The organism is Alistipes sp. CAG:268, from assembly GCA_000434235.1.
In the GTDB taxonomy this organism is placed as follows: domain Bacteria; phylum Bacteroidota; class Bacteroidia; order Bacteroidales; family Rikenellaceae; genus Alistipes; species Alistipes avistercoris.
Genome location: FR891994.1, coordinates 10340 through 23137 on the forward strand (window position 1 = coordinate 10340; position 12798 = coordinate 23137).

Below are 12798 nucleotides of genomic sequence, written 5' to 3' on the forward strand. Positions count from 1 at the left end.
TGCCCCGCCGCTTCGGCGACCGCAAGCCGGGACAGCACGCCTCCAGGCCGGCCTTCCGCAAGGAGAACTCCAAGCCGGCCTCCTACCCGAAATACGATCCCGCGAAGCAGTCGGGCGAGATGCGCCTGAACCGTTTCCTGGCCCAGTCGGGCATCTGCTCGCGCCGCGAGGCCGACGATTTCATCACCGCGGGCCTCGTGTCGGTGAACGGGCAGATCGTTACGGAACTCGGCACGAAGGTGCTGCCGACCGACGAGGTGAAGTTCAACGACAGCCGCGTGCAGGGCGAGAAGAAGGTCTACCTTGTGCTCAACAAGCCCAAGGGTTACGTGACCTCGCTCGACGATCCGCATGCCGGCAAGACGGTCATGGAGCTGGTCAAGGGGGCCTGCACGGAGCGGATCTATCCGGTGGGGCGCCTCGACAAGAACAGCCTCGGGCTGCTGCTCTTCACCAACGACGGTGACCTGACCAAGCAGCTCACGCATCCCTCCTACCGCAAGAAGAAGATCTATCAGGTGACGCTCGACAAGCCCCTGACGCGCGCCGACATGGACCGCATCGCCGAGGGCATCACGCTCGAGGACGGCGAGATCTTCGCCGACGAGATCTCCTACGTCAAGGAGAACAAGCAGGAGGTGGGCATCGAGATCCACTCGGGCCGCAACCGCATCGTGCGCCGCATTTTCGAGTTCCTGGGTTACACGGTGACCAAGCTCGACCGCGTCTACTATGCGGGCCTCACGAAGAAGAACCTCAAGCGCGGTGCCTGGCGTTTCCTCTCGCGCGAGGAGGTCGAGCGGCTCAAGTCCGGACAATACGAGTAGCGCACGGCGCCGGGCCTGCCGCAAGGCCGCGGGCTCGGGTGCGGGGTTGCGCGCCGATGGTAGCATGCCGCCCTGCCGCGTCGCCCGAACATACCGGAACATACGGGAAATCCCCGGACGGAAGTACCTGCAAGGGTACGGTTCCGTCCGGGGATTCCCTTTCTGCGGATGCCGGGGCCGGGTCTGCGGGTGGAGTCCGGAGCGTCGTTTCGGGACCGGCCGGTTTCATCCTCTTCTGCCCACCCCGGTTTTGCGGATGGAGAGCTATTCGTGCGTCGCGCGGTACCAGTTCGTCGCGCGGTTCTCCTCCGTGAATTTCGTCGAGGGCTCGCTGATCGTGATGCCCGAGTAGTGGGTGATGGGGTTCATCCGGTTGTTGTAGGCCGAATAGAAACCGTCGGTGTGCAGCCGGCTCTCGGGCGGGAAGGCTGCGTCGAAGCACTCCGCGAACTCGTCGAGCAGCGCCGCGTCGCTGCACCGCACGGAGACGTATTGCCCCATGTCGTAGAACAGGTGCGGCGAGAGCCCCTCGTAGGTTTGCAGCGTGTTGGGGTCGTACTCCGCGGCCGGGGTCCGGTTGATGCGGCGCATGACGTCGGCCAGACGGTCGATCTCCGACATGACGGCCAGCATGATACATCCCGACTGCATGCGGTAGATGGTCGAGGCATAGTCGTTCTGGTAGAGGTTCCAGAACTCGTAGCATACGGCCCCGAGGTCGTGCGAGCGTCCCTCGTCGGTGAACATCTGCGGGATGATGCGGTCGTAGGGGAACATGATCTCGCACGGCGAGGCGATGACGTGATCGACCGACGCGCGCAGGTCGTAGAGCGTCTCGATGTTGGCCATGAAGCAGTCGTCGAAGAGCAGGAAGTCGAAGCGGTAGGGCAGTGCCGCGAGGGCGTCGGCCAGCTCCGTGATGTCCATCTCGTAACCCGAGTCGCCGAACGATCGGGTGGGGTAGGCCCCGGGAGCCGGCTGCCAGTACTCCTTCGCTCCGTCCGACGGCCGCAGGGCTCCGCGTGCGAGTGTGCCGGCCGAGGCCGGCACCCAGGCCTTGCCGTGGCAGCCGATGATGAGCCCGTAGCTGAGTGCGGGGGCCTCGTCGGCCAGCTCCGCGAAGAGCGTGTGCACGCTTTCGGGGTCTCCGGCATTGAATTCCGTGTAGGTCTTCACCTCGCGTGTGGCGCACGAGGCGCTGTTTGAGTCGTAGTAGAGTTCGAACAGTTCGGCCGTGCGCTGGTTTGCGGGCTGCCAGCAGACGAAGATCCGCCCGTCGCCCGGGGTGTCGGCATCGACGGCGCGGCGGATTCCCTCGATGTTCTGTTCGAAGTAGCTGGCCAGGCTCCGGCCGGGCATGTAGAGCAGCAGGGTCTGCGCCGCCACGGCCGGGCGCTGCTCGACAGTGACCGTCAGTTCCGGACCGGACTGGGGCATGAAGAGGTGCAGCGAGCCGAGGCTGGTCCGTGCGGTCGAGGTGTTCGTCTCCGTTGCCGTCAGGGTCACGGAGGTTGTGCCGCGGCCGCCGTGGAGGGGCGAGGCGTCGAATCCCGACCCCGATATCTCGAGTTGCCACGGCCCGCTGGCCGTCACGTCGAGACGGGCGGTGGCTCCCGCCTCGCTCGGCAGCACGATCTTCTCGGCGGAGAGCGTAAGGCTCGGGCGTTCGGTCTTGTCGTCCGAGCAGCCCGCCCCGAAGAGCAGGGGCAGGATCAGCAGGCCGGCGGCGAGCCGGCGCAGGAGCGGTGCGGTCATTTGTAGGTGCGCGGTTTGAGGTTGTTGAATTGCCACGTGCGGTCACGCTTGTAGGTGTAACCCTCGGGCTTGTTCCAGTAGACCCGGCCGAAATCGAAGTAGAAGCCGCGGCGCTTCTTCCCCTCGACCGTGTAGGGGGTGGTCAGCGGCACGAACTCCACCGTGCGGCTGATGATGCGGGCCTTGCCGTAGGAGAGTCCCTCGACCGTCAGCACGTCGAGTGCGTGGTCGAACATCAGCACGTGGCGCGGGGTTTTCTGCGTGAAGCCGTCGCCCGAGGCGAGGATCGTGCGGATCACGCCGTTCATGCGGTTGGCATAGGCCCGCTCCTCGCGGGGATTGCCCAGGGCTCCGTAGGCGTAGGACATCAGGTTGAGGATCTTCGGGCTGAAGGGATCGCGCTTGAGCGCATCCCCTCCCACCGAGATGATCGCCTCCAGCGTCTCGCGGTCGGGATTGTCCGGGTCGAGCCCCGAGGCGAGCAGCAGCAGCTTGTCCAGGTCGGGGTTCGAGCTGAGCGGCTTGTAGTCGTCCTGGTAGGCGTAGCCGTAGTAGAGATAGTGGTAGTCGTCGTCGGTGAGGGTCTCGTCCCCGGCGTTGTAGCGCATCATCAGCCCCGTGTAGTAGTAGGGCGACGAGGAGTCCATCGTCCGGGCGAGGATGTCCTCCTCGTCGGGTACCTTCGCGGCGGCGATCGCCGGCAGCAGCAGGAGCAGCCAAAAGAGTCGTTTCATAGGCAGTCGGTTTTCCGTAGAGAACGGATTTTTACCGCAAATCGTATTCCGCAATCAGCCGTCGGAACTTTTCGCGCAGCGCAGCGGTCCCCTCGACCAGCGGGAGGCGCATCGTCGGGCCGATCTTGCCCATGACCGAGAGGGCGCACTTCACCCCCACGGGGTTTCCCTCCTCGAAGAGCGCCTGCACGGCCTCGTCCAATGCGGCGTATTCGCGTCCGGCGGCCTCGAAGTCGCCCTTCTCGGCCAGGTGCACGCACTGCATGAACCGCTGCGGGAAGGCGTTGGCGGCTACCGAGATCACGCCGTCGCCGCCGCGGCGCATCAACTCGATGGTCAGTGCGTCGTCGCCCGAGAGCACGAGGAATCCCTCGGGACGGTGGTCGATGATCTGCTGGATCTGTTCGATGTTGCCCGAGGCCTCCTTGATGCCGATGATGTTGGGCACCTCGCGGGCCAGGCGGAGGGTCGTCTCGGCCGTCATGTTCACACCCGCGCGGCCCGGGATGTTGTAGAGGATCACCGGCAGCGGGGAGTGCTCCGATACGGTGCGGAAATGCTGGTAGAGCCCCTCCTGTGAGGGCTTGTTGTAGTAGGGCGTGACGCTCAGGATGGCATCCGCGCCGCGCAGGTCGAACTCCCGCAGCTGATCGAGGACCTCCGAGGTCGAGTTGCCGCCGCAGCCCATCACCAGCGGCACGCGGCCGGCGATCTGGTTGGTGATGAACATCGCGATCACGGCCCGCTCGGGCATGTAGAGGGTCGGGGTCTCGGCCGTGGTGCCGAGGGCCACGATATAGTCCACGCCGCCTTCGATCACGTAGTCGATCATGCGGGCCAATGCTTCGTAGTCCACGCGCCCGTCGGCGGTGAAGGGGGTGATCATCGCGGCGCCTGCGCCGGAGAGTTTGGATTGCAACATGTCGTTTTTCACTGTTTTTCGTTGTTCGTTCGGTTGTGCGGCGCCGGCTGCCGGCTGCCGCGGACCGGGCCGGGGCCCGGTTCAGAAAAGCTCCTGCTCGCGTGCGGAGCCGGAGGCAGGTGCCGCGCCCTCCTGCGGCCGGGGACCGGCCGTCGGGGCAGCGGGTTCGGGCCGCTCCTCGGGGAGCCCCGTCTGCGAGATCCGTTCGGATGGGGCGTCCGCCTCGCCCACCATGCGGAGGAACTCCTCCTCGCTGAGGATCCGGATCCCGAGCTTCTCGGCCTTCTTCAGCTTGGCGGGCCCCATCTTCTCGCCGGCAACGAGGTAGTCCACGTTGCCCGATACGGCCGCCAGGTTCCGTCCGCCGTGGAGCTCGATGAGCTCCTTCATCTCGTCGCGGCTGCGCGTGAAGCGCCCCGAGACGACGAAACTCCGCCCGGCAAGCGCCTCGGAGGCCAGTTCGCGGGCCGCCTCCTCGAACTGCAGGCCGGCCTGGCGCAGCCGTCCGATGATCCGCAGGTTCTCCGCGTCGGCGAAGTATTCGCGGATGGCGTCGGCGATCTTCTCGCCCACCTCGTCGGCCTCGACCAGCTCCTCGCGCGAGGCCGCCATCACGGCGTCGAGCGAGCGGAAGTGCTCGGCCAGGTATTTGGCCGTCGTCTCGCCCACGAAGCGGATGCCCAGTCCGAACAGCACGCGGCGGAAGGGCACCTCGGTCGAGCGGCGGATCGAGCGGATGATGTTGTCGGCCGACTTCTCGCCCAGACGCGGCAGGGGGGCCAGCTGCCCGGCCTGCAGGTCGTACAGGTCGGAGATGTCGTGCACGAGTCCGTTGTCGTAGAGCAGCTCGACGGTCTCCTCGCCCAGCCCCTCGATGTCCATCGCCTTGCGGCGGATGAAGTGGAGCATGCGGCCGATGATCTGCGGACGGCAGCCGCTCTGGTTGGGGCAGTAGTGCTTGGCCTCGCCCTCGTAGCGCACCAGCGGCGTGCCGCACTCGGGGCAGCGGTCGATGTAGCGGAACGGGAGGCTGTCGGCCGGGCGCTGTGCGAGTTCCACGCCCGTGATCTTGGGGATGATCTCCCCGCCCTTCTCGACATAGACCATGTCGCCCGGGCGGATGTCGAGCAGGGCCATCTGCTCGGCGTTGTGGAGCGTGGCGCGGCGCACGGTGGTGCCGGCCAGCAATACCGGTTCGAGGTTGGCCACCGGCGTGACGGCGCCCGTGCGGCCGACCTGGAACGAGATGCTCTCCAGGCGCGTGAGGGCCTGCTCGGCCTTGAACTTGTAGGCTACGGCCCACTTCGGGGCCTTGGCCGTGAAGCCCAGCTGGCGCCGCACGGCGAAGTCATTGACCTTGATCACCACGCCGTCGGTGGGGAAGGGCAGCTGCCGCCGCGCCTCGTCCCAGTAGGCGATGAACTCGTCGATCTGGGCGGTGTCGTGGCAGATGCGCATGTGTTCCGAGACCTTGAAGCCCCATTCGCGGGCCTTTGCGAGGCTCTCCCAGTGGGTCGTGAAGGGAAGGTTGTCGCCCGCCAGCTGATAGAGCGTGCAGTCCAGCCCGCGCCGCGCCACTACGGCCGACGCCTGCTGCTTGAGCGTGCCGGCCGCCGCATTGCGCGGGTTGGCGAAAAGCGGCTCGCCGTTGGCTTCGCGTTCGGCGTTCAGCCGGTCGAACGAGGCGTAGGGCATGAGGATCTCGCCCCGGATCTCGAAGAGCGCGGGCCACCCTTCGCCCCGCAGGCGCAGGGGCACCGAGCGGATCGTGCGGACGTTGGCCGTCACGTCGTCGCCCTCGACGCCGTCGCCGCGCGTCAGGGCCTGTACGAGCTGTCCCTCTTCGTAGGTGAGCGAGATGGCCGTGCCGTCGAACTTCAGTTCGCAGACGTAGTCCGTTGGTCCGGCTTCGCGCTCGATGCGGTCGAGGAACTCGTGCAGCTCCTCGAGCGAGTAGGTGTTGCCGAGCGAGAGCATCGCGTAGCGGTGGCGGACGGTGCGGAACTCGGCGCAGAGGTCGCTGCCCACGCGCACCGACGGCGAGTTGGGGTCGGCGTATTCGGGATGCTCGGCCTCGAGCCGCTGCAGCTCGTGCATGAGCGTGTCGAACTCGAAATCCGAGATCTCGGGGGCGTTTTCAACGTAGTATTTGTGGTTATGGTAGTCGAGCAGCCGGCGCAGCTCTTCGATCCGTTCGCGTATCATAAAATCAAGGTATAACCCGCGTAAAGGTACATATTTTGTTTGTAAGATCGGGGAAAATCAAAAAAAATGCAACAAAAAAAATGCGGATGCGATGCAATATGCAAATTTTGCGTATACTTGCAGAAAATTTTCGAGCAACAGTTATTATGACTACCAAACAGAATACCGCGAAGAAACATATCGTAACCAGTTTCCACAATTTGAGTGCCGAATTGCAAGAGGCCGTCCGTGAGAAATATCCGTTGGGATTCACCGATGCCATGATGCGGGTGGACAAGCCCAACGGCGACTTTTTCTATGCCGTGCCGTTCGACACGGACGAGGTGGCCTACCTGGTGAAGATTGACGTGAAGATCGACAACGGCGCCACCGAGGAGGACGACAAGGACTACTACGACGACGAGATCAAGGGCGCCGACGAGCTTCAGGGCGCCGGCGACGACGACGGCGATTCGGTGGAGCAGTCCGACGACGACGTGGACATCTGATCCTTTCCCGATACCTTATGATAAGACATGCGCTATCCGTTCTGCTGCTGCTCGGCGCCACGGCCTGCGGGCTGGCCGACAACGAGCGCGACGAGAAGAACCGGCGTGTCTATCTGAACTTCTACGACAAGACGTTCGAGGCCTTCTGCCTCGGTGAATACGACCTCGACGGCGACGGGCGCATCTCCCGTTACGAGGCGCAGCGCGTTCTCTCGCTCGACTGTTCGCAGCGGGGCATCGCGTCGCTCGATGACGTGGCCGAGTTCGCGAACCTGCGCTCGCTCGATTGCAGCGGGAATCGCCTGACGCGGCTCGATGTCGGCATGCTGGCCCACCTCGAGCGGCTCGACTGTGCGTCGAACGGGCTGACCTCGCTCCGTACCGACGGGCTGCGCGCCCTCGTGGAGCTGGACTGTTCGGAGAACCCGCTCCCGCTGCTCGACCTCACGTCGAACGTCTCCCTCACGCGCTTTGCGGCCCGCGGCTGCGACTTCCGGACACTCGACCTGGCCAACTGTTCGGCCTGGATGGAGTCGGCCGACGTGCGCGGCTGCCGGCAGCTCGAGACCCTCTACCTGGCCGGGCGGCAGCAGGGCAACTTCTACTACGACGGCATCACGGAGGTCGTGCGCCGCTGATGCGTGCTTGGCTGATGGAGGAGAGCGAAAGGCTCTCCTCTTTTTTTTGCCCGTTTCCGGCTGCGCTTTTGCCGCGAATCGTTTTTTTGAGAAAACTCCCCGCCGCAGATTGGGTGTTTCGGAGAATATTTTATACCTTTGGATGCTAAAAATGTCTTTTGTACTCAAAATAATAAACCGGTTACAATGAAAAAAGTAGATGTGATCCTCGGCCTGCAGTGGGGGGACGAGGGAAAAGGAAAGGTCGTGGATGTGCTGACGCCCCGCTATGAAGTGGTGGCCCGCTTCCAGGGCGGTCCCAATGCCGGTCACACGCTGGAATTCGGCGGTGAGAAGTATGTCCTGCGTTCGATTCCTTCCGGCATCTTCCAGGGCGGCAAGACCAACATCATCGGCAACGGCGTGGTGCTCGATGCCGTGCTCTTCCGCGAGGAGGCCGAGGCGCTCGCAGCCAGCGGCCACGACCTGACCCGCCAGCTCTGCATCTCGAAGAAGGCCCACCTGATCCTGCCGACGCACCGCATCCTCGACGCAGCCTACGAGGCCGCCAAGGGCAGTGCCAAGATCGGCACCACGGGCAAGGGCATCGGCCCCACCTACACCGACAAGGTGAGCCGCAACGGCATGCGCGTGGGCGACCTGCTCAGCCCCGACTTCAAGGCGATCTATGCCGCAGCCAAGGCGCGTCACGAAAAGATACTCCGCAGCCTCGACTACGCCTACGACATCACGGATCTCGAACGTCAGTGGTTCGAGGCTGTCGAATACCTCAAGCGTTTCCGCATCGTGGACAGCGAGTACTTCATCAACGGCTGCCTGGCCGACGGGAAATCGGTGCTGGCCGAAGGGGCGCAGGGCACGCTGCTCGACGTCGATTTCGGCTCGTATCCCTTCGTCACGTCGTCGAACACGGTCTGCGCCGGCGTCTGCACCGGTTTGGGCGTGGCCCCGAACCGCATCGGCGAGGTCTACGGCATCTTCAAGGCCTACTGCACGCGCGTGGGCAGCGGTCCCTTCCCCACGGAGCTCTTCGATGAGACGGGCGACCGCCTCTGCACGCTGGGCCACGAGTTCGGCGCCGTCACGGGCCGCAAGCGCCGCTGCGGGTGGCTGGACCTGGTGGCGCTCAAGTACGCCATCATGATCGACGGCGTCACGCAGCTCATCATGATGAAGTCCGACGTGATGAACGACTTCGAGACGATCCGCGTGGCCACGGCCTACGAGGTGGACGGCGTGCGCACGACGGAGTTCCCCTATTCGATCTCGGGCGAGGTGAAGCCCGTCTATACCGATTTCGAGGGGTGGAAGTGCGACCTGCGCTCGTGCCGCCGCTACGAGGATTTCCCCGAGGCGTTCAAGCGCTACGTGGAGTTCATCGAGCGTGAGACGGGCGTGCCCGTGAAGATCATCTCGGTGGGTCCCGACCGCGACGAAACGATCGAAAGATAAGTCAAAACCTATAATACCTGTTATGAAAAAACCGCTTAAAATTGTCGTATTGGCCAAGCAGGTGCCCGACACCCGCAACGTGGGCAAGGATGCGATGACGCCCGAAGGGACGGTCAATCGCGCGGCGCTGCCGGCCATCTTCAATCCCGAAGACCTGAATGCGCTGGAGGCCGCCCTGCGGCTCAAGGACGCCGTCGAGGGCTCGACGGTGCACATCCTGACGATGGGTCCGCAGCGTGCCGCCGACATCATCCGTGACGCGATGTTCCGCGGCGCCGACGGGGGATATCTGCTTTCCGACCGCAAGTTCGCCGGCTCCGACACGCTGGCCACCTCCTATGCCCTTTCGTGCGCCCTGCGCAAGATCATGCCCGACGTGATCGTCGCCGGCCGCCAGGCCATCGACGGCGATACGGCGCAGGTGGGTCCGCAGGTGGCCGAGAAACTGGGCCTGCCGCAGGTGACCTACGCCGAGGAGATCGTCGAGATCCGCGAGTCGTCGCTGGTCATCAAACGCCGCCTCGAGCACGGCACCGAAGTGGTCGAGTGCCCGCTGCCGGCCGTCATCACGGTCAATGCCTCGGCTGCCGAGTGCCGCCCGCGCAACGCCAAGCGCGTGATGAAATACAAGTATGCTCTCGCTTCGTCGGAGATCGCCGCAGCCGCCGACTCGGTCGCTGCCCGGCGTGCCGCCGCGACGCCCTATCTGCAGATCGTGGAGTGGGCCGCTGCGGACGTCGATCCCGACGAGTCGCAGCTCGGTCTGCAGGGCTCGCCCACGAAGGTCAAGAAGATCGAAAACGTGGTGTTCGCCGCCAAGGAGGCCAAGAAGCTCTCGGGCAGCGACGAGGAGATGGATTCACTGATGGTCGAACTGATTGCGAGCCACACGCTCGGTTAATGCGCACTGAGAGATGAACAACGTATTCGTATATATCGAGATGGAGGGCGGCAAGGTCGCCGACGTGAGTCTCGAACTGCTGACCAAGGGCCGCGAACTGGCCACGACGCTCGGCGTGAAACTCGAAGCCGTGGTGCTGGGCGAGAACCTCGCCGGCATCGAGCAGGAGCTGGCCCGCTACGGCGCCGATACGGTATGGGTCGCCGACGACAAGATTTTCAACCCCTTCCGCACGCTGCCCCATACGGCCGTGATGTGCGGGCTGATCGAGGAGGAGAAACCCCAGATCGCGCTCTTCGGCGCCACGCCCGTAGGCCGCGACTTCGCGCCGCGCGTATCGTCGGCGCTGCACAGCGGCCTGACGGCCGACTGCACGCAGCTCGAGATCGGCGACCACAAGGACGCCAAGACGGGCACCGAGTATAAGAACCTCCTCTACCAGATCCGCCCGGCCTTCGGCGGCAACATCATCGCCACGATCGTCAATCCGGACCACCGTCCGCAGATGGCCACCGTCCGCGAGGGCGTGATGCGCAAGGAGTACGCCGCACAGCCCGCAGCCGGAGAGGTGAAGGCGATCGACTGGCGGAAATACGTCAAGGATACGGACCTGGCGGTGAAGATCATCGACCGCCAGATCGAGGAGCGCAAGATCGACATCAAGGGCGCTTCGATCATCGTGGCCGGCGGCTACGGCATGGGATCGAAGGAGAATTTCCGTCTGGTGCACGAACTGGCCGACGTGCTGGGCGCCGAGGTGGGTGCAAGCCGTGCGGCAGTTGATGCCGGATTCACGGAGCATGCCCGTCAGGTGGGACAGACCGGCGTCACGGTGCGCCCGAAGCTCTACATCGCCTGCGGCATTTCGGGACAGATCCAGCACACGGCCGGCATGGACCAGTCGTCGATGGTCATCTCGATCAACACCGACCCCGAGGCGCCGATCAACCGGATCGCCGACTATGCCATCACGGGCGACGTGAACGAAATTATCCCCAAGATGATCAAATACTATAAGCAAAACTCGAAGTAATGGCTAATTTCTTTTCAGATAACAAGGATTTGCAGTTCCATCTGAATCATCCGCTGATGCGGAAGATCGTGGAGCTGAAGGAGCGCGGGTTTGCCGACAAGGAGCTGTACGACTATGCGCCGCAGGAGTTCGACGATGCAATGGACTCGTACCGCCGCGTGCTCGAGATCGCCGGTGAGGTGTGCGGCGACGTGATCGCCCCGAATGCCGAGGGTGTGGACCACGAGGGCCCGCGCGTGGTGAACGACCACGTGGAGTACGCCTCGGGTACGGTCCGCAACATGAAGGCCGTGGTCGATGCCGGACTGAGCGGCATGACCCTCCCGCGCAAGTACGACGGTCTGAACTTCCCGCTCATCTGCTTCGTCATGGCCAACGAGATGGTGGCCCGTGCCGATGCCGGCTTCGAGAACATCTGGGGCCTGCAGGACTGCGCCGAGACGCTCAACGAGTTCGCCTCGGAGGAGCAGAAGGAGAAGTTCCTCAAGTGGGTGTCGGCCGGCGCGACCTGCGCCATGGACCTCACGGAGCCCGATGCCGGTTCGGACCTGGGCGCCGTGATGCTCAAGGCCACCTGGTCGGAGGAGCGGCAGACCTGGCTCCTGAACGGTGTGAAGCGCTTCATCACCAACGGCGACGGCGAGGTTTCGCTCGTCCTGGCCCGTACCGAGGAGGGAACGACCGACGCCCGCGGCCTGTCGATGCTCGTTCATGACAAGCGCGACGGCGGCGTGAAGGTGCGCCGCATTGAGAACAAGCTCGGCATCAAGGGCTCGCCTACGTGCGAGCTGGTCTTCACGAATGCTCCGGCACAGCTTGTGGGCGACCGCAAGATGGGTCTGATCAAGTACGTCATGTCGCTGATGAACGCCGCCCGTTTGGGTATCGGCGCGCAGTCGGTGGGTCTGTGCGAGGCTGCCTACCGCGAGGCGCTGAAGTATGCGCAGGAGCGTGCCCAGTTCGGCAAGCCGATCATCCAGTTCGCCGCCGTCTCGGAGATGCTCTCGAACATGAAGGCCAAGCTGCAGGGCGCCCGCGCGCTGCTCTACGAGACGGCCCGCTTCGTGGAGGTCTACAAGCAGTACATGCACATCTCGCACGAACGTTCGCTCGAAGCCGAGGAGCGCCAGGAGATGAAGTTCTACAACCGCCTGGCCGACGGCTTCACGCCGCTGGTGAAGCTCTTCTCGTCGGAGTACGCCAACCAGCTGGCCTACGACGCCATCCAGATCCACGGCGGCTCGGGCTTCATGAAGGACTATCCGTGCGAGCGCCTCTACCGCGACGCCCGCATCATGAACATCTACGAGGGCACCTCGCAGCTGCAGGTCGTTGCGGCGATCAACGCCGTGACGAAGGGCACGTTCCTCGAGCAGATCGAGCGCTATGCCGCCGGGGAGTATTCGGAGGCAATGCAGCCCGTGGTGGCCAGGGCCGCGGAGTGGACGGCGAAGTTCCGGGAGATGGTGGCCCATGTCGAGGCCGGCGACAAGGAGTGCGCCGGGTTCAAGGACTTCCATGCCCGCCGTCTGGTCGAGACCGCAGGACACATCATCATCACCTACCTGCTGGCCCGTCAGGCCGGCGAGTCGGAGGATTACGTGGCTTCGGCCCGCATCTTCTCGAAACTCGCCGCCGGCAAGGTGGCCGAGGCTTACGGCTACGTGATGGCCTCCACGACGGAGGACGTCGCGCTGTTCCGCGCCGTAGGCGAGCAGGAGTAACGACATCGGGGGCGGCCACGCCGCCCGGCCGGTTCAGGTAACGGAGGCCTCCGCCACGCGGAGGTCTCCGTTCGTTTTTGCGGAGTGGGCAACCCGCTGCCGGAGGGCCCTCCCGGGAC

11 protein-coding genes are annotated in these 12798 nt (G+C 64.4%); 7 read left to right on the forward strand and 4 right to left on the reverse strand.

Annotation, left to right across the window (positions count from 1 at the left end):
• Nucleotides 1–827: pseudouridine synthase (locus tag QZL63_RS05125; RefSeq protein WP_290586091.1), on the forward strand; the 827-nt coding region annotated here is incomplete at its 5' end.
• A gap of 264 nt (nucleotides 828–1091) precedes the next feature.
• Here the strand turns inward: QZL63_RS05125 and QZL63_RS05130 are convergent.
• From QZL63_RS05130 to ligA, 4 genes are all read right to left on the reverse strand, one after another.
• Nucleotides 1092–2582: a clostripain-related cysteine peptidase gene (locus tag QZL63_RS05130; RefSeq protein ID WP_022308256.1), complete on the reverse strand. Its 1491-nt coding sequence runs from the start codon at nucleotides 2580–2582 to the stop codon at nucleotides 1092–1094.
• A complete protein-coding gene (locus QZL63_RS05135; protein WP_022308257.1) occupies nucleotides 2579–3316 on the reverse strand; it encodes a DUF4919 domain-containing protein in 738 nt (245 codons plus the stop codon). Before QZL63_RS05135 ends, QZL63_RS05130 begins: the two co-directional genes overlap by 4 nt.
• 31 nt (nucleotides 3317–3347) lie before the next feature.
• Complete coding sequence (gene dapA, locus QZL63_RS05140) at nucleotides 3348–4238, reverse strand: 4-hydroxy-tetrahydrodipicolinate synthase (RefSeq protein WP_022308258.1); 891 nt, start codon at nucleotides 4236–4238, stop codon at nucleotides 3348–3350.
• Nucleotides 4239–4319: 81 nt separating this feature from the next.
• Nucleotides 4320–6443, reverse strand: a complete 2124-nt coding sequence (gene ligA / locus QZL63_RS05145) for an NAD-dependent DNA ligase LigA (RefSeq protein ID WP_022308259.1) — start codon at nucleotides 6441–6443, stop codon at nucleotides 4320–4322.
• Between the two features lie 200 nt (nucleotides 6444–6643).
• Here ligA and QZL63_RS05150 point away from each other — a divergent pair, with 200 nt between their 5' ends.
• From QZL63_RS05150 to QZL63_RS05175, 6 genes are all read left to right on the forward strand, one after another.
• A complete protein-coding gene (locus QZL63_RS05150; protein WP_290586094.1) occupies nucleotides 6644–6931 on the forward strand; it encodes a hypothetical protein in 288 nt (95 codons plus the stop codon).
• Between the two features lie 17 nt (nucleotides 6932–6948).
• Nucleotides 6949–7569: a leucine-rich repeat domain-containing protein gene (locus tag QZL63_RS05155; RefSeq protein ID WP_022308261.1), complete on the forward strand. Its 621-nt coding sequence runs from the start codon at nucleotides 6949–6951 to the stop codon at nucleotides 7567–7569.
• A gap of 186 nt (nucleotides 7570–7755) precedes the next feature.
• Nucleotides 7756–9021: an adenylosuccinate synthase gene (locus QZL63_RS05160; protein ID WP_022308262.1), complete on the forward strand. Its 1266-nt coding sequence runs from the start codon at nucleotides 7756–7758 to the stop codon at nucleotides 9019–9021.
• Nucleotides 9022–9043: 22 nt separating this feature from the next.
• A complete protein-coding gene (locus QZL63_RS05165) occupies nucleotides 9044–9922 on the forward strand; it encodes an electron transfer flavoprotein subunit beta/FixA family protein (protein ID WP_022308263.1) in 879 nt (292 codons plus the stop codon).
• Nucleotides 9923–9935: 13 nt separating this feature from the next.
• Nucleotides 9936–10955 (forward strand): electron transfer flavoprotein subunit alpha/FixB family protein, encoded by a 1020-nt coding sequence (locus QZL63_RS05170; RefSeq protein ID WP_022308264.1) that lies wholly within the window; start codon nucleotides 9936–9938, stop codon nucleotides 10953–10955.
• Nucleotides 10955–12679, forward strand: a complete 1725-nt coding sequence (locus tag QZL63_RS05175) for an acyl-CoA dehydrogenase family protein (RefSeq protein WP_022308265.1) — start codon at nucleotides 10955–10957, stop codon at nucleotides 12677–12679. The genes QZL63_RS05170 and QZL63_RS05175 overlap by 1 nt, the downstream gene beginning before the upstream one ends.
• Nucleotides 12680–12798: the final 119 nt, after the last annotated feature.

Coding starts and splice junctions, on each gene's coding strand:
- QZL63_RS05155 (WP_022308261.1), top strand. CDS start 6,949: ATGATAAGACATGCGCTATCCGTTCTGCTGCTGCTCGGCGCCACGGCC.
- QZL63_RS05175 (WP_022308265.1), top strand. CDS start 10,955: ATGGCTAATTTCTTTTCAGATAACAAGGATTTGCAGTTCCATCTGAAT.
- ligA (WP_022308259.1), bottom strand. CDS start 6,443: ATGATACGCGAACGGATCGAAGAGCTGCGCCGGCTGCTCGACTACCAT.
- QZL63_RS05165 (WP_022308263.1), top strand. CDS start 9,044: ATGAAAAAACCGCTTAAAATTGTCGTATTGGCCAAGCAGGTGCCCGAC.
- QZL63_RS05130 (WP_022308256.1), bottom strand. CDS start 2,582: ATGACCGCACCGCTCCTGCGCCGGCTCGCCGCCGGCCTGCTGATCCTG.
- dapA (WP_022308258.1), bottom strand. CDS start 4,238: ATGTTGCAATCCAAACTCTCCGGCGCAGGCGCCGCGATGATCACCCCC.
- QZL63_RS05135 (WP_022308257.1), bottom strand. CDS start 3,316: ATGAAACGACTCTTTTGGCTGCTCCTGCTGCTGCCGGCGATCGCCGCC.
- QZL63_RS05170 (WP_022308264.1), top strand. CDS start 9,936: ATGAACAACGTATTCGTATATATCGAGATGGAGGGCGGCAAGGTCGCC.
- QZL63_RS05160 (WP_022308262.1), top strand. CDS start 7,756: ATGAAAAAAGTAGATGTGATCCTCGGCCTGCAGTGGGGGGACGAGGGA.